The sequence below is a fragment of the Streptomyces sp. NBC_00386 genome (assembly GCF_036063235.1).
In the GTDB taxonomy this organism is placed as follows: Bacteria; Actinomycetota; Actinomycetes; order Streptomycetales; family Streptomycetaceae; genus Streptomyces.
The window spans coordinates 7,320,791-7,340,756 of record NZ_CP107950.1; the positions used below are offsets into that span (position 1 = coordinate 7,320,791).

17 protein-coding genes and 1 pseudogene are annotated in these 19,966 nt (G+C 71.1%); 13 read left to right on the top strand and 5 right to left on the bottom strand.

Annotation, left to right across the window (positions count from 1 at the left end):
• The first annotated feature begins 2 nt into the window (after positions 1 to 2).
• The 3 genes from OG780_RS32150 to OG780_RS32160 all read left to right on the top strand — a co-directional run bounded on the left by OG780_RS32150 (position 3) and on the right by OG780_RS32160 (position 3,016).
• The gene (locus tag OG780_RS32150; RefSeq protein WP_328454083.1) at positions 3 to 1,283 is read left to right on the top strand and encodes an ABC transporter substrate-binding protein; all 1,281 of its coding nucleotides are present in this window, start codon (positions 3 to 5) and stop codon (positions 1,281 to 1,283) included.
• Between the two features lie 59 nt (positions 1,284 to 1,342).
• A complete protein-coding gene (locus tag OG780_RS32155) occupies positions 1,343 to 2,359 on the top strand; it encodes a helix-turn-helix transcriptional regulator (RefSeq protein ID WP_443062243.1) in 1,017 nt (338 codons plus the stop codon).
• 441 nt (positions 2,360 to 2,800) lie between these two features.
• Positions 2,801 to 3,016 carry a proteinase inhibitor I78 gene (locus OG780_RS32160; protein ID WP_328454085.1) on the top strand — a complete coding sequence of 72 codons (216 nt, stop codon included), beginning with the start codon at positions 2,801 to 2,803 and terminating at the stop codon, positions 3,014 to 3,016.
• Positions 3,017 to 3,166: 150 nt separating this feature from the next.
• Here OG780_RS32160 and OG780_RS32165 read toward each other — a convergent pair whose 3' ends face one another.
• Together OG780_RS32165 and OG780_RS32170 are read right to left on the bottom strand one after the other, a co-directional pair.
• The gene (locus OG780_RS32165) at positions 3,167 to 4,213 is read right to left on the bottom strand and encodes a phosphatase PAP2 family protein (RefSeq protein WP_328454087.1); all 1,047 of its coding nucleotides are present in this window, start codon (positions 4,211 to 4,213) and stop codon (positions 3,167 to 3,169) included.
• A gap of 251 nt (positions 4,214 to 4,464) precedes the next feature.
• The gene (locus OG780_RS32170; RefSeq protein WP_328458547.1) at positions 4,465 to 5,616 is read right to left on the bottom strand and encodes a glycosyltransferase family 39 protein; all 1,152 of its coding nucleotides are present in this window, start codon (positions 5,614 to 5,616) and stop codon (positions 4,465 to 4,467) included.
• 282 nt (positions 5,617 to 5,898) lie between these two features.
• Between OG780_RS32170 and OG780_RS32175 the strand changes: the two genes are divergently transcribed.
• Both OG780_RS32175 and OG780_RS32180 read left to right on the top strand, forming a co-directional pair.
• Entirely contained in the window at positions 5,899 to 7,575 is a 1,677-nt protein-coding gene (locus tag OG780_RS32175; RefSeq protein WP_328454089.1) for an MFS transporter, read from the top strand.
• 226 nt (positions 7,576 to 7,801) lie between these two features.
• Positions 7,802 to 8,992: an acyl-CoA dehydrogenase family protein gene (locus tag OG780_RS32180; protein WP_326788664.1), complete on the top strand. Its 1,191-nt coding sequence runs from the start codon at positions 7,802 to 7,804 to the stop codon at positions 8,990 to 8,992.
• A 57-nt stretch (positions 8,993 to 9,049) separates the two neighbouring features.
• Here OG780_RS32180 and OG780_RS32185 read toward each other — a convergent pair whose 3' ends face one another.
• Complete coding sequence (locus OG780_RS32185) at positions 9,050 to 9,487, bottom strand: cell division protein SepF (RefSeq protein WP_326788665.1); 438 nt, start codon at positions 9,485 to 9,487, stop codon at positions 9,050 to 9,052.
• A 289-nt stretch (positions 9,488 to 9,776) separates the two neighbouring features.
• Here OG780_RS32185 and OG780_RS32190 point away from each other — a divergent pair, with 289 nt between their 5' ends.
• The 6 genes and pseudogenes from OG780_RS32190 to OG780_RS32215 form a co-directional block, all read left to right on the top strand.
• Positions 9,777 to 11,036: a DUF5685 family protein gene (locus OG780_RS32190; RefSeq protein ID WP_328454092.1), complete on the top strand. Its 1,260-nt coding sequence runs from the start codon at positions 9,777 to 9,779 to the stop codon at positions 11,034 to 11,036.
• A 244-nt stretch (positions 11,037 to 11,280) separates the two neighbouring features.
• Positions 11,281 to 12,063, top strand: coding sequence for a DUF1684 domain-containing protein (locus OG780_RS32195; RefSeq protein WP_328454094.1), 783 nt, complete (start codon positions 11,281 to 11,283; stop codon positions 12,061 to 12,063).
• A gap of 262 nt (positions 12,064 to 12,325) precedes the next feature.
• Positions 12,326 to 13,225, top strand: coding sequence for a S1 family peptidase (locus tag OG780_RS32200; protein ID WP_326788668.1), 900 nt, complete (start codon positions 12,326 to 12,328; stop codon positions 13,223 to 13,225).
• Positions 13,226 to 13,449: 224 nt separating this feature from the next.
• Complete coding sequence (locus OG780_RS32205; protein WP_328458549.1) at positions 13,450 to 14,319, top strand: slipin family protein; 870 nt, start codon at positions 13,450 to 13,452, stop codon at positions 14,317 to 14,319.
• A gap of 431 nt (positions 14,320 to 14,750) precedes the next feature.
• Entirely contained in the window at positions 14,751 to 15,833 is a 1,083-nt protein-coding gene (locus tag OG780_RS32210) for a S1 family peptidase (protein ID WP_328454098.1), read from the top strand.
• A 248-nt stretch (positions 15,834 to 16,081) separates the two neighbouring features.
• A pseudogene (locus OG780_RS32215) lies at positions 16,082 to 16,682 on the top strand (DinB/UmuC family translesion DNA polymerase); the annotation flags it as partial.
• A gap of 32 nt (positions 16,683 to 16,714) precedes the next feature.
• On the opposite strand, the gene OG780_RS32220 reads toward OG780_RS32215, so the two are convergent.
• Positions 16,715 to 17,089, bottom strand: a complete 375-nt coding sequence (locus OG780_RS32220) for a cupin domain-containing protein (RefSeq protein ID WP_328454100.1) — start codon at positions 17,087 to 17,089, stop codon at positions 16,715 to 16,717.
• A 129-nt stretch (positions 17,090 to 17,218) separates the two neighbouring features.
• On the opposite strand from OG780_RS32220, the gene OG780_RS32225 reads away from it, so the two are divergent.
• Both OG780_RS32225 and OG780_RS32230 read left to right on the top strand, forming a co-directional pair.
• Complete coding sequence (locus tag OG780_RS32225) at positions 17,219 to 17,665, top strand: MarR family winged helix-turn-helix transcriptional regulator (protein WP_328454102.1); 447 nt, start codon at positions 17,219 to 17,221, stop codon at positions 17,663 to 17,665.
• Between the two features lie 170 nt (positions 17,666 to 17,835).
• The gene (locus tag OG780_RS32230; protein WP_328454104.1) at positions 17,836 to 18,696 is read left to right on the top strand and encodes an esterase/lipase family protein; all 861 of its coding nucleotides are present in this window, start codon (positions 17,836 to 17,838) and stop codon (positions 18,694 to 18,696) included.
• A 159-nt stretch (positions 18,697 to 18,855) separates the two neighbouring features.
• Here OG780_RS32230 and OG780_RS32235 read toward each other — a convergent pair whose 3' ends face one another.
• Positions 18,856 to 19,926, bottom strand: a complete 1,071-nt coding sequence (locus OG780_RS32235) for a lytic polysaccharide monooxygenase auxiliary activity family 9 protein (RefSeq protein WP_328454106.1) — start codon at positions 19,924 to 19,926, stop codon at positions 18,856 to 18,858.
• Positions 19,927 to 19,966: the final 40 nt, after the last annotated feature.

The following is a 19,966-nucleotide window of genomic DNA, read 5'->3' on the forward strand; positions in this document are numbered from 1 at the left end:
CGGTGCGGCGCACAGCGACGGGCGCCGCCGTCGCGGGCCTGCTGCTCCTGCTCGGCACGGCCTGCGGCAGCCGGCTCCCCGAGAGCGACTTCGAGAACCGCGCCACGCCCACGCCCCGGGAATCCGCCGCGCCGATCCGCGTCGGCATCATCAGCAGCGCCACCAGCCCCGTCGGCGCCTCCGCGTTCACGGGACCGCGTGACGGGGCGAAGGCCTGGTTCGACCGGCTCGACGCCCGGGGCGGCATCGGCGGACGGCCGGTCGAGGTGCGGCTGTGCGACGACGGCGGCAGCGGCGTCGGCAACAGCGCCTGCGTGCACCGGCTGATCGACCAGGACAAGGTCGTCGCCCTCGTCGCCACGACCGCGTTCGACTACGCGGGCGCCTCCCAGGTGTCCCGTGCGGGCGTGCCCGACATCGGAGGCCAGCCCATCGGCGCCGCGTACGACACCTATCCGCACCTGTACGGGATCTACGGCAGCCTCGCGCCGCGCGACGGCACGCCCGGCTGGAACGGCGAGCTCTACGGCGGCACCGAGGTCTACCGCTACTTCAAGCGCGTCCACGGCGCCCGTACGGCCGCCGTCGTCTCCTACAACCAGTCCGCCTCCGCCGCCTACGCCCGTCTGGTCACCGAGGGGCTCAGGGCCGAGGGCTACCGGGTCGTCACCGAACAGGTCGACTTCGCGCTGCCCGACTTCCGGGCCGCCGCGGCCGACCTGAAGGCGCAGGGCGCCGACCTCGTCTTCGACGCCGTCGACACCCACGGCAACGCCCAGCTGTGCAAGGCCATGGACGACGTCGGCGCCCACGTCACCGCCAAGGTGACCAACGTCCAGAACTGGACGTCCACCGTGCCCGAGGACTACAAGGACGCGCCGCGCTGCCGCAACGCGCTGTGGGCCACGGGGTCGAGCCGGAACTACGAGGACGCGGGCGACGCCGCCGTACGGGAGTTCCGCGACGCGACCAAGGCCCTGCCGACCCGTTCCCAGTGGCAGCTCGAGGGCTGGGCGGCGGCACGGTGGTTCACGGACGCGGCGAAGTCCTGCGCCCGGACGGGCATCACCCGGGCGTGCGTCGACGCGTTCATGAACCGGGGCACGCCCTACACCGCGGGCGGGCTGCTGCTCCCCGTCACCTACGAGCGCCTGGCCGAGCCGCCCGGAACGCGTCGGACCTGCCTCTCGGTGGCCCGCTGGCGCGACGGCAGGGGCTGGGTCACCCAGGGCGACATGAACACGAACTGCTTCGACGTACCGCAGATCGCCTACCGCCCCTGAAGAACGTCCCCGGCGCTTGCGGACAGTAGCTGTCCGCAAGCGCTGGCAGACTCGGCGGCATGTTGGAGACATCCGCACGACTGCTGCGCCTGCTCTCACTGCTCCAGGCCCACCGCGAGTGGTCGGGCGCGGACCTCGCCGGGCGGCTGGGCGTCACCGCGCGCACCGTCCGCCGTGACGTGGAGCGGCTGCGCGAGCTGGGCTATCCCGTCAACGCCAGCCCGGGTACGGGCGGCGGTTACCAGCTCGGCGCCGGGGCCGAGCTGCCGCCGCTGCTCCTGGACGACGACGAGGCCGTCGCGGTGGCCGTAGGGCTGCGCACGGCGGCCGGGCAGGGCATCGAGGGCATCGGCGAGTCCTCCGTCCGCGCGCTCGCCAAACTGGAACAGGTCCTGCCGAGCCGGCTGCGGCGCAGGGTCGGCGCGCTGAACGCCTTCACTGTGCCGATGCTCCGCGGTCCGGGGACCTCCGCCGTCGACCCCGCCGTCCTCACCGAACTGGCCAACGCCTGCCGTGACAGCGAGCGGCTGCGCTTCGAGTACCGCGATCACGGGGGCTCCCCGACGCGCCGTACCGTCGAGCCGTACCGGCTGGTGTGCACCGAGCACCGCTGGTACCTGGTCGCCTGGGACACCGACCGCGACGACTGGCGTACGTTCCGGGCCGACCGCATCACGCCCCGGCCGCCGCACGGACCGCGCTTCACGCCCCGTACGCCACCGGCCGAGAACCTGGCCGAGTACGTCTCCAAGGGCGTCTCCACCGGCGCCTACGCCACGAACGCCGTCGTCCGGCTGCTGGTGCCGCTGGAGCAGGCCGCCGCGCGGATCTCACCCTCGGCCGGGACCCTGGAGGCCTCGGGGAAGGACAGCTGCCTCCTGCGCACCGGGGCACCGAGCCTCGATGTCATGGTCATCCACGTGATGCTGATGGGCTTCGAGTTCGAGATCCTGGAGCCCGCCGGACTCGGCGACGCGATCAGGACGGCCCGGGACCGGTTGTCCCGGGCACTGGAGAGGCCGGGACCGGTTGTCCCGGGCGCTGGAGAGAGAGGGCCCCGGGAAGCCGGTGCCTGAGCGGCCGGGGCCCGGGAAGTCAGGGCCCGGGAAGCCGGGTTCCGAGGGGTGCCGGTCACGGTCCGCGTGCCGTGGCGGAAGTCCCGGGTGCCGGCCGAGGAACGTGCGGGGGTTCTGTGATCGAAGCGTGTATTTCCTATGCGGCGTCAGCTTCCGCGGCGCGTGCCGTAATCGGAGCGGACCGGATAGGGAAATCCGCCGCCGAGCACGCGCCGACCCCCGCTCCGCCCATTTCGCCGGGCTATTCGGGATGCCCGGACGACGACTCCGAATTACGTTCGAAGGTGTGCGGAACACCGAAGGAACCCCTCATACGGGGGATCGAGTTCGGCGAAACACGTGTCGTGATCCTGTGACAGAAGTGTGACCGGCGGGGGACAGGTGACGCTTCGTCGCCGATCGGGCTTCCACCGCCGGGGCGTGCCGCCTAACGTGGCGGTCATGGCACCCATTCCCCCCTCTCACGCAGAGCCGCAGGACAGTCCGGAGAGCTATGTCGGGATGGAGGTGAGCAGTGCGCGGGAGCGTGCGCAGGAGCACGGCTGGCCGACGGTCCGCACGTTGCCCCACGGCGCGATCATCACCATGGAGTACCTGGTGGGGCGGCTCAACTTCGAGGTCACGGACGGCACGGTGACGCGCTGCTGGAAGGGCTGAGCGCCCCGCCCCGGTGGACCGCGGCCCGTTCGGCCTGCGGCGTGCCGAGCGCGGCTGAGCGCCGCGCCACGACGTGCGAAGGCCCCCGGCTCGACGAGCCGGGGGCCTTCGCTGTGCGGGGAGAGGCTGTGCGTACCGGCCCCGCAGTTCTCAGCCGCCCGTCAGCGGGCGGGCCGTCGCGGCGGCCGCGCGCGCCGGACGGTCCGGGTGGGGCGGGCGGTCCGGATGCGCCGGACGGCGACTGCCCGCCGGTGTCACCGGGGTGCGTTCCGAGCGGGCGGTGTGCGGGCCCGGCGCCAGGTGAGCGGGGGATCTGGGCGGACGGGAGGCGACGGCCCCGCGGGCCGGCATCTCGCTGTCCACCGAGACGGCCTGCGGGGACAGGACCGGTGCGGGGACCGGAGAGGGGGCCGGCGCGGGCACGGTACGGCCGCGACGGGTGCGGGTGCGCCACAGATCGCGAAGCGCGAAGATCCCGGCCTCGGAGCGTGCGATCAGCGGCTCGCACCAGGGCAGCGCCAGCAGGATCAGCAGACCCGCGGCCCAGCCCAGCAGGACATCGCTCAGCCAGTGCGTACCCAGGTAGACGGTGGTGAGGCCGACCCCCAGCGAGGTCACGGCGGACAGTGCCGAGAGCCAGCGTCTGGCTCTCGGGGTCGACGCCAGATAGGCCAGGATTCCCCAGGTCACGACGGCGTTGGCGGTGTGGCCCGACGGAAATATATCGCCGCCCAGGCCCATCTCGTTCGAGCCGATGGTGATGGCGTAGTGCGGGCCGAGACGGCCCATGCCGAGCTTCGCTGCGCCGACCGTGATGTTGAGCAGCAGCAGGGACGCGCCCAGGGTGAGCAGCGGGCGCAGTGTGTGCTGGCGCCAGGAGCGCCAGCCCAGCCACGCGGCGACCATCACCGCGGTGGGGCCGCGCTGGCCGAGCACCACGTAGTAGTCCAGGAACGCGTGGATCTCCGGCCACTGCTGATAGGGCCGGAAGAACATGACCTGCCAGTCGAACCGGACCAGCCACGACGTGATCGCCACGGCCCACACGATCGCCAGGTAGAAGGCCAGGGTCGCCGCGAAGAGGACAACCCTGTGCCGACTCATCTTCGGCACATCGATGTGGGCCGGTCGTTCCGGCTCACGGTCCAGCCGGGCGAAGACCCGGTCCAGACGGGTGAGGTTTCGTTCGGTACGCACTCAATCGACGTTACAGCGAGTGAGCTGCGCGCCAGGCCGATTCACTCGGTTTGTGATGACGATGTGATGTGGGATTCCTCTCAGGATCATGTTCATTTCCAATGAATCGCTAATCCCGTGACCACGGAGCCTTCAATTCCATTGGTCTCCGAGGGGCTTCGATTTTATGGCACTTTTATATTCGTTCACCGGGTGATGGCGTGGAATTCGCTGCCCGCTCACCGGTCCCGCGCGGGGTGCCGCCGGGCAGGTCAGGGAGGTCCTGAGCCGTTCAGCCAGAAGGCCCCGTACGCCGCCGAGGCCGCCGCGACGCCCCCGACGACCAGTGCCGACCTGGAGGTACGCAGCCTCGCCAGGGCCCTGGCGAGAGGGAACAGGAGCGGGAAGGCGGGGAGCAGCAGGCGCGGCTTCGAGCCGAAGTAGCTCGACGCGCACAGGGCGAGCGCGACGACGATCCCCGTGTAGACCAGGAGGGCCAGCGGCTGCCCCTGGCGCACGCATGTCACGTAGAGCGACAGGGCGAGCACGACTCCGACGATCAGGGCGGCGCCGGCCAGGGCGGACGGGAACGAGGTGAACTTCTCGGCCACGAAGCGCCCGAAGGCGTAACCGCCGTCGAAGCCGTTGCGCCACCCCGCCTGGACGTCGAGATAGCCGAGCGGGCCCCTGCCCGTGCGCCGCCCCACCCACAGCACGTATCCGGCGGCGCCGAGCGGCGCGACGATCATGGCGAGGGCGCGCCGCCACGGACGCGCGCCGTCCGCCCGGGGCGCGCTTCCGCCGCGCCGGTGCTCTCCCACGAACGAGCTAATCGCCGCCACCCACAGGGCCGCGACCACCGCGACCCCCACCGGCCGGGTCAGCCCCGCGAACGCGGCGAGCAGCCCCGCAGTCGGCCAGCGGCCGGTCAGCACCGCGTACAGCGACCACGCGGCGAGAGCGGTGAACAGTGACTCGCTGTACGCCATCGACTGCACGATGCCGACGGGCAGGACCGCCCACACCAGCACCGCGCACACCCCGGCCCGCCGGCCGTGGACGTGGTCGGCGACCGCGAAGATCCCCCAGGCCGCGGCGAGCGAGGCCACCGCGGAGACCAGCAGCCCGGCGTCCGCGTACGACAGCGGTGTCACCGCGTGCACGATCCGCTCCAGCCAGGGCAGCAGCGGGAAGAACGCGAGATTCGCGTGCACGTCACCGTTCGGGAGGCGGACCTCGTAGCCGTAGCCGAGCTCGGCGACCCTCGTGTACCAGAGCGAGTCCCAGCGCCCCGACAGCAGCCGGTGGGCGCTCCCGCCGCTCGCCGCGCTCCACACGGCGAGCGTGACGAGGCCCAGGGCGCGCACCGCCGCGTAACCGAGGAGCGCGGGTGCGGCTCGGCGCAGGGCGCTCCCGCGGGGCATCACGGCGGGACTCTCCGGATCGGTCACGGACCCGATTATCAACAAACCGCGGAACCGGCAGGCCGTACGGGTGTGACGACGTGCGGGCGGCGTGGCGTACGCCACACACCCGGCCGGCGAACGTGAGAGGTCCGCCACGTGTCACGGGCGAGAACTCGCGTACGCTGACGGCTCACTCGCCTTTGTTGCGTGGGCCCGGGATTCCGCTCTCCGGGCCGCAGCCCCAGGGAGTCCCCACCCTGCGGATCCGCAGAACGCGAGGGAACCTCTGGAGGTACGTACATGTCCGGGACGACCACGGCCGCTGCGCGATGCCGTCGGGAGACCGGAGCCGGTGCCAACCGCTGGGTCGTCCTCGTCGTCCTGTGCGTCAGCCTGCTGCTCGTCGCCCTCGACGCCACCGTTCTCCATGTCGCGGTGCCCGCCGTCACCGAGGACCTGAAGCCCGGCGCGATAGAGCTGCTCTGGATCGTCGACATCTATCCGCTCGTCTGCGCCTCGCTCCTCATCCTCTTCGGCACGCTCGGTGACCGGATCGGCCGACGACGGGTCCTCCTCCTCGGTTACGCCCTCTTCGGCGTCGCCTCCGGCATCGCGGCCTTCTCCGGGAACGCGCAGCTTCTGATAGGCGCCCGCGCCCTGCTCGGCATCGGCGGCGCCATGATCATGCCCGCCACGCTGTCGATCCTGCGCGAGGTCTTCCCCGACCGGCGCGAACGGGCGCTCGCGATCGGCATCTGGAGCGCCGTCGCCGCCGTCGGCGCGGCGGTCGGACCGCTCCTCGGCGGCTTCCTCCTGGAGCACTTCTGGTGGGGATCGGTCTTCCTCGTCAACATTCCGCTGATGATCATCAGCCTGCCGGTAGGACGGCTGCTGCTGCCCGAGTCCCGCGGCGGCCGCGAGGGTCCCTGGGACGTGGTCGGCGCGCTCATGGCCGCCGCCGGTCTGTTCGGCGTCGTCCTCGGCGTGAAGCGCCTCGGCGGCGGCGAGGCGCCGTTCAGCCCCTTCACCCTCGTGCCGCTGCTCGTCGGCGCCGTGCTGATGGCCCTCTTCGTACGGCGGCAGCGGCGGCGCGCGCATCCCCTGGTCGACCTGCGCATGTTCGCGCGTCCCGCCTTCAGCACGTCGGTGGGGTGCATCGTCCTCGCCATGCTCGCCCTGGTGGGCCTGGAACTGATCGCCGCGCAGTACCTCCAGCTCGTGCTCGGTCTGTCGCCGCTCCAGACCGGGCTGCGGCTGCTGCCGCTCACCATCGCGGCGATGGCCGCCGGTCTCGCCGGGGCGAAGCTGCTGCGCAGGTTCGGGCCACGCGCGATGGTCTCCTTCGGGTTCTGTCTCACCGCGGCGGCCGTCGTCACGCTCACCGCGATGGGCGGGAACGACAACGCCGCGCTGCTGCTCTTCGGCTTCGTGCTGCTGGGCTTCGGCCTGGAGACCACGCTCTTCGGGGCGTACGAGTCGATGCTCAGCGAGGCGCCGCAGGCGCAGTCGGGCGGCGCCGCGGCGATCGGCGAGACCTCGTACCAGCTCGGCGCGGGAATAGGGATCGCGCTGCTGGGGAGCGTGATGAACGCGGCGTACGCGCCCGGGCTGTCGTCCGTCCCCGGGGTCCCGGCGGCCGATTCGGCGGCGGCGGGACACTCGCTGGGCGAGGCGTACCAGGTCGCCGACCGGCTCGGCGGCGCGTCCGGCGGTGCCCTGCGGCAGGCCGCCCGGGACTCCTTCGTGCACGGACTGCACGTGACCCTGCTGGTGAGCGCCGGCCTGTTGCTGCTCGGCGCCGTGATGGCGCTGCGGCTGCCGCGGGTCATGGAGTGCGGGGCACCCGCGACGGGTACCGCCGCGATTGCGGCTCCCGCCCCGGACGTCGTCGCCGTCCCGGCCTCCGCGCCGGGCCCCGCCGGTATTCCGGTTCCCCGCGACGCCGCCGGGACCGCCGAGAGCCGCGTCTCCGCCTAGGTTCCCCGGTCCGCTCCGGGGCAGGGCCTCCGGCTCACGAGCCGGTGCAGCACCCCCGATCCGGAAGCACTGGTCGCCCCGCGTCGCCCGCCGGGCGGGCCGGCCGGGCGCCGGACTCCCCGGGTGCGGTGCGGAAGTGCCCTGGACTTGCGGGACACTGCGTCGTAACGTCGGGCCGAGATCCTTAACTAGCGGTGCTAGTCGTCACCCTGCCGGAGGCTGTCGTATGTCCGCGTCCTCGAAGCTGCCGCCCTTCGACCCCGCCGACCCGCTCGGGATCGACGACCTGCTGGACGCGGAGGAACTGGCCGTCCGCGACACCGTGCGGAGCTGGGCCGCGGACCGGGTGCTGCCGTACGTCGCCGACTGGTACGAGAAGGGCGAGCTGCCCGGCATCCGGGAACTGGCGCGGGAGCTGGGCGGGATCGGCGCCCTCGGCATGTCGCTCCAGGGGTACGGGTGCGCGGGGGCCAGCGCCGTGCAGTACGGCCTCGCCTGTCTGGAGCTCGAAGCGGCCGACTCCGGGATCCGTTCGCTCGTCTCGGTCCAGGGCTCCCTGGCCATGTACGCCATCCACCGGTTCGGCAGCGAGGAGCAGAAGCGGGCCTGGCTGCCGGGCATGGCCTCCGGCGAGATCATCGGGTGCTTCGGGCTGACCGAGCCCGACCACGGCTCCGACCCCGCCTCCATGCGGACACACGCCAAGCGCGACGGCGGGGACTGGGTCCTGAACGGGCGCAAGATGTGGATCACCAACGGCTCCGTCGCCGGTGTCGCCGTCGTCTGGGCGCAGACCGACGACGGCATCCGCGGATTCGTCGTGCCCACCGACGCGCCAGGCTTCTCCGCCCCCGAGATCAAGCACAAGTGGTCCCTGCGGGCGAGCGTGACCAGCGAGCTCGTCCTCGACGACGTGCGACTGCCGGCCGACGCCGTCCTGCCCGACGTCGTCGGCCTCAAGGGCCCGCTCGGCTGCCTCTCGCACGCGCGGTACGGGATCGTGTGGGGCGCCATGGGCGCGGCGCGGTCCAGCTTCGAGTCGGCACTCGCGTACGCGAGGACGCGTGAGCAGTTCGGGCGCCCCATCGGCGGCTTCCAGCTCACCCAGGCCAAACTCGCCGACATGGCCGTCGAACTGCACAAGGGCATCCTGCTCGCCCATCATCTGGGCCGCCGTATGGACGCGGGACGGCTCCGTCCCGAGCAGATCAGCTTCGGCAAGCTCAACAACGTACGCGAGGCCATCGAGATCTGCCGTACCTCGCGCACGATCCTCGGTGCCAACGGGATCTCGCTGGAATACCCCGTGATGCGGCACGCCACGAACCTGGAGTCGGTGCTCACCTACGAGGGCACCGTCGAGATGCATCAGCTCGTGCTGGGCAAGGCGCTCACCGGGCTCGACGCCTTCCGGTGACGGTCCCGCGTCCGCGTGTGAAGCACCGGCCGGGCAGGGCCGGTGAGCGGCCCTGCCTCAGCTCTGGTTGAAGAAACCGTCCGTCTGACGGCCCGCGGCCTCGCCGCTGACGATCTCCGTATGCGCGGGGGTCAGCAGGAAGACCCGGGTCGCCACCCGCTCGATGGTGCCGCGCAGGCCGAAGGTCAGGCCGGCCGCGAAGTCCACCACGCGCTTGGCGTCGGCGGCCTCCATGGACGTGAGGTTGATGATGACCGGGACGCCGTCCCGGAAGAGTTCGCCGATACCGCGTGCGTCCCGGAAGCTGTCCGGGGTGACCGTGCCGATCCGGCGGCCCTTCTCCTCCGCCGTCTCGGAAGCAACCTTCACGCGAGGGTCGGTGACCCAGGCGTTGCCGGAGTCCTGACCCTCGGCGTAGTCGTCGTCGTAGTAACGCTCGTCATCGTTGTCGTCGACGAGGCCAAGCCAGGCACTCGCCTTGCGCACCGATCCCATGGACGCCTCCTCTCACAGCGGTCTTTCGTGCTTCCGCATCCCCATGGTCGTCCATGATGCGGATGTCGCGCCAAGTGGATAGACGCCGCGTGGGGGTTTCGTGACGGTACTGGTGCACAGCGAATCCGTCGAGAGCCCGCGCCCCCCAAGGGTCGTACGGGGTAAGGCTGCTGACTGAGAGTGAAATATGATTTCTCGCGGCGACCGGGTGACGAGCGGGGCGTACGGGTGAACGGGAGGGTCGATACGATGCCCGACCTCAATGTCGTACGGGTCACGGGGGAGTGTCGTGTTCGGAATCGTGAGGCCATGCAGCCACCGTCTCGGTGAGGGGCTCAAGACGCAGTGGATGGCGCATCTGTGCGGGCTCTGTCTCGCGCTGCGCGGGGACCACGGTCAGTTCGCGCGGGTGGTCACCAACTATGACGGCCTGCTGATATCGGTTCTGACGGAGGCTCAGGCCGAGCGGGCGACGGGATGGCGGCGCACGGCGGGCCCCTGTCCGCTGCGCGGCATGCGGACCGCCTCCGTCGCGCAGGGCGAGGGCGCGCGGCTCGCCGCCGCCGTCTCGCTGGTCCTCGCCTCGGCGAAGGTCCGCGACCATGTCGCCGACGGGGACGGGCTCCTGGCGCGCAAGCCGGTCGCGCTGGCCGCGCGCCGGGTGGCCGCGAGCTGGGGCAGGGCCGGGGCGCGAACGGGAACCGCCGTCGGCTTCGACACGGCCGTGCTCGTCGACGCGGTGGACCGGCAGGTCGGGATCGAGGCGCTCGCCGGGCCGGGAACGCCGTTGCTGACCGTCACGGAACCCACCGAGACCGCCACCGCCGCCGCCTTCGCGTACACCGCCGTCCTCGCGGGCCGCCCCGGCAACGCCGCTCCGCTGGCCGAGGCCGGGCGGCTCTTCGGACGGCTCGCTCATCTGCTGGACGCCGTGGAGGACAGGGAAACCGACGCCGCGTCAGGAGCCTGGAACCCCCTCTCCGCCACCGGGACCTCGCTCACCGAGGTCCGTCGGCTCGCCGACGACGCCCTGCACGGGATACGGCTCGCCCTGCGGGAGGCCGAGTTCACCGACGGCAGGCTGGCGCATGTGCTGCTCGCCCACGAACTGGGCCGCTCGGTGGACCGCGCGTTCGGGACGTCGGGGTGCGGGCACGCGGGGGACGGAGCACACGGACCGCACGGCGCCCTCGGCTCTCCCGGGTCCGGCCGTCTCCTCGACGCACCGGGATCCGCCGTCCTGCTCGGACCCGAGGGCTCCTTCGGGCCGCCCCAGCACGGCGGGAATCCGTACACCGGTGGGGGCAACCCCTTCGGCGGCGGCCCTTCCGTCCAGCCCCCCAACCCCGGCAAGCGCGGATTCTGGGCCGGCTGCGCCGCCGCCGTCGGACTGTGCTGCACCTGCAAGATGTGCTGCGCCGACCAGTACGAGGGCCCGTGGTCGCGCAAGAAGCGCGAAGGGTGTCTGAACGACTGCGACTGCGACTGCGGTTGCTGCGAGGCGTGCAAGTGCTGCGAATGCTGTGAGTGCTGCGACTGCGGGTTGTGACGGGCGGAAAGGCGCATGGGGGCGGTGCCGTCGACGGCTTCGTCCTCGTGCCCCCGCGATGTCCCGCGGACCGGAGGAGTTCGCGGACCGGGTGACGCCGCCGCTCCAGGACCGCGGATCGTTCCGCACCGATAGCCGATAGCCGATAGCCGATAGCCGAACAACCGAATGAACGAATGAACGGGCATCACGTCGCGCCCGCACCTCGACCTGGCCGGGCCGCTCGTGTGGAAGGGTTGATCACATGACGACGGACGCACCCGAGGACTGGAAGCACTGGCAGGAGCACCGCGTGGCGACGGTTTCGGCGCCGTACGGACCGCTCGCGCTCACCGGAACCCACTGGATCGAGGGCTATCCGGAAGGGCGACTTCCGGACATCCCCGGGCATTGGGCCGCCAAGGGCGGCCAAGTGACCCTGACGGCGGCCGCCGAGGACGGGCTCACGGTCGACGGCGAGCCCTTCACCGGCGGCATCGTGCTGGACGCCGACTACGGACCGGCCGGCGGAGCCCGGGTCGGGCGCGGGGAGCGGCGGTTCGTCGTCCTGGCGCGCGAGGGGACGTGGGGCGTACGCGACTACGACCCCGACGCGCCCGCCCGGAAGGCCTTCGCCGGCATCGAGGCGACCCCGTACGACGAGCGCTGGGCGGTGCCCGGACAGTTCACCCCGTACGGCGAGGGTCGTACCGTGCGCGTCGAGAACGCCGACGGGGTGGCCCGCGGGCTCGCCCTCGGCGGAGTCCTCGCCTTCACCCTGGACGGGCAGGACCTCACCCTCCAGGTGTCGGTCGAGAGCGACGGCACGCTGTGGGCCGTTTTCGCCGACACCACCAGCGGGGACAGCAGTTACCGCTTCCGGTTCCTGCGCCCCGCGGCGCCCGACGCCGAGGGGCGTACGACGGTGGACTTCAACCGGACCGTGCTTCCGCCGTGCGCGTTCGCCGACCATTTCGTCTGTCCGTTCCCGCCGCCCGGAAATACGCTGCGCGTGGCCGTCGCCGCGGGGGAGCGCCGATTGGCCTGAGGTCCCCGGGACTCCTGAAAACGCGCGGGAAATCCTGCGCCTTCAGTGGTCCGATGATCAACCTCCGGTGGATGAGGGCAAGTTGAACGCTGCACGGCCGAAAGGCGCCCTTGCGCCTGTCGGCCGCACAGCCGAATACTCCCCCTCAGCGCTTGTCAGGGGCATGGCTTGTTCGGAATCCGGACGGGCGGCTCCCGGCTGCGCCTCACGGGCCCCGACCCCACTACACGGGACCCCTTACTTCCCTTCGGAGGAATGAAACGTGAGGATCAAGCGCACCACCCCCCGCAGTGGCATCGCGAGACGGAGCCGGCTGATCGCCGTGACCACCGGACTCGTCGCCGCCGCAGCGTTCGCGGTCCCCAGCGCGAACGCGTCCGACGCCCAGACGTTCAGCGCCACCCAGCTGAGCAGTGCCAAGCAGTCGGTACTCAAGTCCGACATCGCGGGCACCGCTTGGGCGGTCGACGCCAAGACGAACCGTGTGGTCGTCACCGTCGACAGCACGGTCTCGAAGGCGGAGATCGCGAAGATCAAGCAGGAGGCGGGCGGCAACGCGGCCGCGCTCACCATCAAGCACACCCCGGGCACCTTCAAGAAGCTGATCACCGGCGGCGACGCCATCTACGGCGGCGGCTACCGCTGTTCGCTCGGCTTCAACGTGCACAGCGGGAGCACCTACTACTTCCTGACCGCCGGCCACTGCGGTGAGGTCGCCTCCACCTGGTACTCCAACTCGGGCCAGACCACGAAGCTGGGCACGAACGTCAGCTACAGCTTCCCGACCAACGACTTCGCGCTGGTCAAGTACACCAGCACCACGGTCGCGCACCCGAGTGCGGTCGGCAGCCAGACGATCAGCAGCGCGGCCACGCCCAGCGTGGGTACGACGGTCTACCGGCGCGGCTCGACCACCGGTACGCACAGCGGCCGGGTCACCGCACTGAACGCCACGGTCAACTACGGCAGTGGTGACGTCGTCTACGGCATGATCCAGACCACGGTCTGCGCCGAGGGCGGAGACAGCGGCGGTCCTCTGTACGGCGGCAGCGTGGCCTACGGTCTGACCTCCGGAGGCAGTGGAAACTGCACCTCGGGCGGTACGACCTTCTTCCAGCCGGTCACCGAGGCGCTCAGCTACTACGGCGTGAGCGTCGGCTGACCCGTCCGGTCGCGCGACGGACCGGCCGTTCGTCGACTCCTCGACCCACAGGGCCGGCACCCCCCACGGGATACCGCGCGACCGGACCCACGGCAGGCGGACAAACCGGCGAGCCCCCGCACGCAACTGGCGTGCGGGGGCTCGCCCTTGCTCCGGTGACGGGTCTACCTTCGAAGCGCGCGCTCTGCACGCCCGGTGCGCCACGTCGGACCCTGGGGGCCGTGATGGTCGAGGAACTGGTGGTGGCGGGAGTCTCCGTCGTGTCCGTGGGGCTGGTCTACACGATGGCCGCCGCCCGCGTCGTCAAACAGTACGAACGGGGTGTGGTGCTGCGGCTCGGCAAGCTGCGCTCCGAGGTCCGCGGCCCCGGCTTCACCATGGTCGTGCCCTTCGTTGACCGGCTGCGCAAGGTCAACATGCAGATCGTGACCCTGTCCGTGCCGGCCCAGGAGGGCATCACGCGGGACAACGTGACGGTCCGGGTGGACGCGGTCGTCTACTTCCGGGTGGTGGACGCGGCCGACGCGGTCATCAAGGTCGAGGACTACCGCTTCGCGGTCTCCCAGATGGCGCAGACCTCGCTGCGCTCGATCATCGGCAAGAGCGACCTGGACGACCTGCTGTCCAACCGCGAACTGCTCAACCAGGGGATGGAGTTGATGATCGACAGCCCGGCGATCGGCTGGGGCGTGCAGATCGACCGGGTCGAGATCAAGGACGTGTCGCTGCCCGAGACGATGAAACGGTCCATGGCCCGCCAGGCCGAGGCCGACCGTGAACGCAGGGCCCGGATCATCAACGCGGACGCGGAACTTCAGGCGTCCAAGAAGCTGGCGCAGGCCGCCGAGGTGATGTCGGAACAGCCTGCCGCGCTCCAACTGCGGCTGCTCCAGACGGTGGTGGCCGTCGCGGCCGAGAAGAACTCCACCCTCGTCCTGCCCTTCCCGGTCGAACTGCTGCGCTTCCTGGAACGGGCCCAGTCGGGACAGCCGCCGGCGGTGGCTCAGCCGCAGCCGCAGCCGCAGCCGCAGTCGGAGCGGACGCCGGGCGCGTCACCCGTGGTGGAACGGCAGCCCGGGGCCGAGCCCGAGTAGTCCGCCGGGCGAGTCGCCCGTGGTGGAACGGCAGCCCGGGACGAGTAGTCAGCCGGGCTGAGCAACCGGTGCGGAAGCAACCGCCTTGCAGGAGAGCCTTCTTGGATCCGCCCCGCGCGGGGGCGATATCAAGACAGGGCCGGATCCCGTGAGCCGCCGCGGTGCGACGCGTGTTTCCGTGTTTGCTGTGCGAATCCACTGGGTGTGACCACGCACAGTCAGGACGTAGAAGGGGTACGGCTGTTGTCGTACAGGCGTCCTGAAGTCGACCTTGTGTGTTCCCTGTGCGTCTCGGAATAGTGGTCGAGGAACAACTGGCATGGACGCGACGGTACGGACTTTTCGTCGTGCCCAGCGCCCATGTCCGTACGCCTTCCGGTCCCGGAGGTCCCCACAACCTCCCGGACCGACCCCCCACAGGAGGACGTGAGTTGAAGCACCGACGTATGTCCAAGAGGCCTGCCCTCATGACGGGTGCGGGCATCGCCGCACTCGTCGCCGCCGGAGTCACCTTCCAGACTGCGAACGCGAGCGAGGCCCCGAAGAGCCCCGAGCCGCACACCCTCTCCGTCGTGGCGGCCGGAAAGCTCGCCTCGACCCTCGGCGAGGACCTGGGCGCCGATGCCGCGGGAACGTACTACGACGCGAAGTCCCGGCATCTCGTCGTCAACGTGCTCGACGAGGCCGCGGCCAAGACCGTCACGGCGGCCGGAGCCAGGGCCAGGATCGTCGAGAACTCCCTCGCCGAGCTGTCCGGCGCCCGCACCACGCTCAAGAAGGACGCGAGCATCCCCGGCACGTCCTGGGCCACCGACCCGGAGACCAACCAGGTCGTCGTCACCGCCGACCGCACGGTCTCCGACGCCGAGTGGGCCAGACTCGCCAAGGTCGTCGACGGTCTCGGCGCCAAGGCCGAACTCAAGCGCACGAAGGGGGAGTTCAAGCCCTTCATCGCCGGTGGTGACGCCATCAGCGGTTCCGGCGGGCGCTGTTCGCTCGGCTTCAACGTGGTCAAGGGCGGCCAGCCGTACTTCATCACCGCCGGGCACTGCACCGAGGTGATCTCCACCTGGTCGGACTCCGACGGCAAGCAGATCGGCACGAACGAGCAGTCCAGCTTCCCCGACAACGACTTCGGCCTGGTCAAGTACACGGCGACCACGGACCACCCGAGCGAGGTCGACCTCTACAACGGCTCAGCGCAGCCCATCACCAAGGCGGGCGACGCCACCGTCGGCATGAAGGTGACCCGCAGCGGCTCCACGACCCAGGTGCACGACGGCACGGTCAAGGGCCTGGACGCCACCGTGAACTACGGCAACGGCGATGTCGTCAACGGTCTCATCCAGACCGACGTCTGCGCCGAGCCCGGCGACAGCGGCGGCTCGCTCTTCTCCGGTGACACCGCGATAGGCCTCACCTCCGGCGGCAGCGGTGACTGCACCGCGGGCGGCGAGACCTTCTTCCAGCCGGTGCCCGAGGCGCTCTCGGCCTTCGGCGCCCAGATCGGCTGACGGCCTTCGGCGCCCGGACCGGCTGACGGGCTGATGGGCTGACGGCCTTCGGAGCCCGGACTGGTTGACGGCCTTCGGAGTCTGGACTGGTTGACGGCCTTCGGCGTCCGGACCGGCTGACGGTCTTCCCGGTCAGGCCTTCCCCGGGGAGACGGAGCCCCGCTCCCGCGACGTGCGCGGGAGCGGGGCTCCCGGGTTTCCCGGCCGGGGCCGGTCGCCGCCGACATGATGCGGCCGTTCATCGAGGCGCCACCGCCCGCACCCTGTGCGAGTACGGCCTCGACACCATCGGCAAGGTCGCGGCCGCGCCCTGTCCACGTTTCAGCGTCTCACCGGTGTCCGGCCCGGCCGCGAACTGCGCGAGAAGGCGTCCGGCGTCGACCGCGGCCGGGCGTACCGAACGCCACCTTGCGATCCCTGGCCACCGAACGATCCTTCCCGTGCCACGAGTTGGACCCCTTCCGGCACCGCCGGGCGCTGCTCTCCGCGGCCGAGGAGCTCGGTACCCGGCTGCGCTCCCTGGAGAAGGTCTGCCGCGCACTGACCCTCACCGTGCGTTACGCCGGCCGCTCCGCGACCACCCGCAGTCGTACCCTCACGGAGGCGACCGCTCACTCCTCGACGCTGACCGGCGCCGCGTACCGCATGTACGAGGCGCTGGGCCTACAGCGTGCCCGGGTCCGTGTGATCGCCCTGCGCGCCGAGGGGCTGACCCCCGCGGCGCAGGCCTCCCGTCAGCTCACCTTCGACCCGGTCGACGAGAAGGTCCGCCGTATCGAGGAGGGCGCCGACCGGGCGCGGGCGAAGTTCGGCCCGCACGTGATCGGCCCGGGGACGCCGGCCGCGTGACGCCGTCCGGGCGGCCGGCGTTTCCGGGGAGCCTAGTTCGCCCAGGGCGGTGTGAGGGTCGAGCCGTCGGCCAGTTCCGCCTGGAGACCGATGGACGTGGTGACCCAGGAGAGCGCGGCCTCCTGGGTCGGGTTCTCGATGCCGAGGGTCGCGCCCGGGGTGATGATCACGGTGTCGCCCGCGGTGATCCGCTCGGAGCGGCCGTCGAGTGTGACCAGCAGTTCGCCGGAGAGGAGGAGGAAGATCTCCTCGCGGTTGACGGTGTGCACAGGGGCCTGATGCCCCGCGGGAATCTCCGCGCGCCAAGCGCACAGCTCCTTGCTGCCGCTGCGGGGAGCGGCGTACGAGACGAAACGGGCGCCGTGGACCTCGTGGGTGACGGCTTCGGACGAACGGACGACGGGCACGGGTGCCTCCAGGATCGGTGAGTCGGCGCGGCCGCCGACTGCCGGAATATGGTCAAGCGTCTTGACTATCTGCCTCGCAATTATGGTCAAGCAGCTTGACCGAATAGTCAAGGGTGTTTCAATGCGTGCGTGCAGAACTCCGAGGCCATGGCCCTGTCCGCCGCCCTGCTCGCCGCCGCCGGCGAGCTGACGCAACGTATCCACGAAGGCGTGGTCGCCCGGGGGTTCGAGGGGGTGCGGCCCGCGCACGGCTTCGCCTTCGCGCGACTCGCTCCGGGCGGAGCGACGGTCACCGACGTCGCCGCCCACCTGGGGGTCACCAAGCAGGCCGCCAGTCAGCTCGTCGAGGAGCTCGTCCGCAAGGGGTACGTGGAGCGGCGGCCGCACCCCGACGACGCGCGGGCCCGGCTCCTCGTGCTCACCGAGCTCGGGTGGGCCTGTACCCGGGCGGCCGAAGAGGCGGCCGCGGACGCCGTACGGGCGTGGGCCGAAGTGCTGGGGGAGAGCGAAATGCGCGCGTTGCGCACGCGTTTGGCGAGCATCGCGCCCTACGGTCCCATCAGGCCCACCTGGTGACGTTCCGTCACTGGCGGCGGTCGTTCCGGTTATCACTGGAAGTTTTTACTGACGCGTAACTTCACACGTCTGCTACTCGCCCGTAACTTGACGAGTGAACAGCATCCTCGTGATCCGGATCACAGGGCGTAAACCCCCACAACTCCCTTGAGCCGCAAGGAGATCACCCGATGCTGCCCTGGAAGCGAGTGCTCAGACCCCTGGCCGCGCTGCTCCTGACCGCCACGGTCGCCGTCGTCCCCGCCGCCACAGCACAAGCTGATTCCGCCCCCAGCAGTGGCTGGAACAACTACTCCTGCAAGCCGTCCGCCACGCACCCGCGCCCCGTCGTCCTCGTCCACGGCACCTTCGGGAACTCCGTCGACAACTGGCTGGCCCTCGCCCCCTACCTGACCAGCCGCGGGTACTGCGTCTTCTCCCTCGACTACGGGCAGCTGCCCGGCGTCCCCTTCTTCAACGGCCTCGGCCCCATCGACAAGTCGGCCGCACAGCTCCAGGTCTTCGTAGACAAAGTGCTCGCCGCGACCGGCACCGCCAAGGTCGACGTGGTGGGCCACTCGCAGGGCGGCATGATGCCCCGCTACTACCTCAAGTTCCTCGGCGGAGCCGCCAAGGTGAACGCCCTCGTCGGTATCGCCCCCGACAACCACGGCACGTCCCTCAACGGACTCACCAAGCTGCTCCCGTACTTCCCGGGCGCGGAGGACCTGCTGTCCACGGCGACTCCGGGACTCGCGGACCAGATCGCCGGCTCCGCGTTCCTGACCAAGCTCAACGCGGGTGGCGACACCGTCCCCGGCGTCCACTACACGGTCATCGCCACCAAGTACGACGAGGTGGTCACGCCGTACGACTCCGGGTTCCTGAGCGGATCCGACGTCCACAACGTCCTGTTGCAGAACCTGTGCGGGCTCGACCTCTCCGAGCACGTGGCCATCGGGATCTTCGACCGGATCGCGTACCACGAGGTGGCGAACGCGCTCGACCCGGCGCACGCGTCCACCACCACCTGCGCGTCGGTGTTCAGCTGACCGGCTCGGCGGACCACTCGTCCATGGTGGTCCGCCCGAGCACACTGGCGTGATCGTCCGTCCGTCCGCGTCCCGCACGTGCGGGACGCGGACGGCGGAGCACGCCGCCGGGGGCTGTCCGGCCTGAGCCGCCGGTCAGCCCCCGGAGTCGTCCGGCTCTCAGCGCCCGCGCCGGCTGCCCGGCGTCGCGCGCCGCCGCACCGAGGCGAACAGCGCCGCGGCACCGAGCGCGAGCGCGGCGGCACCGCCGATCGCGAGGTACGAGGTGGAGGCGTCGCCGCCGGTCTCGGCGAGACTCCGAGCGGAACCGGCGGCTTCCGGCAGGTTCTCCGGGGAGTCCGAAGAGCCCGCGGAATCAGTGGAATCAGCGGTGGCCCCGGAGTCCTCGGCCGTCCCGGCGGACTTGGTGTCCTCGGCCGTCTTGGCGGTGTCCGCGCTCGCGGCCGGCTCCGCCGACGTACCGGCGTCGTCGTCACCGTGGCCGTGGTGCTCCACGGTCGACTTGTCGCTGCCGTCCTCGATCTGCTTCTCGGACGGCGCCGAGGCGCTCGGCGCGGGAGCACTGCCGCCGCCCGGCCCCTTGTCGCCACCCGTGCCGCCGAACGCCACATCGGAGCAGGAGTAGAAGGCTTCCGGGCTGTCCGAGCGCTGCCAGACCGCGTACAGGAGCTGCTTGCCGGAGCGCTCCGGGAGGGTGCCGGAGAACGTGTAGAAGCCGCCCGAGGCCGCCGGGTCGGTGGCCGTCGCGACCGGGTGCGCCAGGTCGAGGTCGCCCCAGGCCAGCGGCCGCGACGGGTCGTAGCCCGGCTTCGTGACGTAGACCTTGAACGTGCCCTTGTGGGGTGCGGTCACCCGGTACTTGAAGGTGTACGAGCCACTGCTCACGCTGGTCGCGGGCCAGTCGGAGCGCGCCAGGTCGAGCCCCTTGAACTCGGCGTTGCCGGCGCTGCACAGCTTGCCGTCCGGGATCAGCTCCTGGTGCCGTCCGTTCGCGTCGCCGATACGGATGCCGTTCCAGTCGTAGAGCGCCTGGGTGCCGCCCGCCGCGACGGCCGCCTTGCAGGCGTCCGACCGGGGGTTCTCCGGACCTTCCGCGTAACACTGGGACACCCGGCTCACCGGGTCCCCCATCGAGCCGTGCGCCGAGGCGGGCGCCGCGGCCAGCGCGGACAGGACGAGCGGGGCGACACCGAGGACGGCGACGCCGGCGGCCTTGCGGCGTGCGGACATGGGGAACTCCTCGAACGGTCCTGGTGCGTGAGGTGAGACC

Bases quoted from the DNA above. Each gene is read 5' to 3' on its own strand.
- OG780_RS32155 (WP_443062243.1), top strand. From the start codon at position 1,343: ATGTTGGAGACATCCGCACGACTGCTGCGCCTGCTCTCACTGCTCCAG.
- OG780_RS32160 (WP_328454085.1), top strand. From the start codon at position 2,801: ATGGCACCCATTCCCCCCTCTCACGCAGAGCCGCAGGACAGTCCGGAG.
- OG780_RS32170 (WP_328458547.1), bottom strand. From the start codon at position 5,616: ATGCCCCGCGGGAGCGCCCTGCGCCGAGCCGCACCCGCGCTCCTCGGT.
- OG780_RS32175 (WP_328454089.1), top strand. From the start codon at position 5,899: ATGTCCGGGACGACCACGGCCGCTGCGCGATGCCGTCGGGAGACCGGA.
- OG780_RS32180 (WP_326788664.1), top strand. From the start codon at position 7,802: ATGTCCGCGTCCTCGAAGCTGCCGCCCTTCGACCCCGCCGACCCGCTC.
- OG780_RS32185 (WP_326788665.1), bottom strand. From the start codon at position 9,487: ATGGGATCGGTGCGCAAGGCGAGTGCCTGGCTTGGCCTCGTCGACGAC.
- OG780_RS32195 (WP_328454094.1), top strand. From the start codon at position 11,281: ATGACGACGGACGCACCCGAGGACTGGAAGCACTGGCAGGAGCACCGC.
- OG780_RS32205 (WP_328458549.1), top strand. From the start codon at position 13,450: ATGGTCGAGGAACTGGTGGTGGCGGGAGTCTCCGTCGTGTCCGTGGGG.
- OG780_RS32230 (WP_328454104.1), top strand. From the start codon at position 17,836: ATGCTGCCCTGGAAGCGAGTGCTCAGACCCCTGGCCGCGCTGCTCCTG.
- OG780_RS32235 (WP_328454106.1), bottom strand. From the start codon at position 19,926: ATGTCCGCACGCCGCAAGGCCGCCGGCGTCGCCGTCCTCGGTGTCGCC.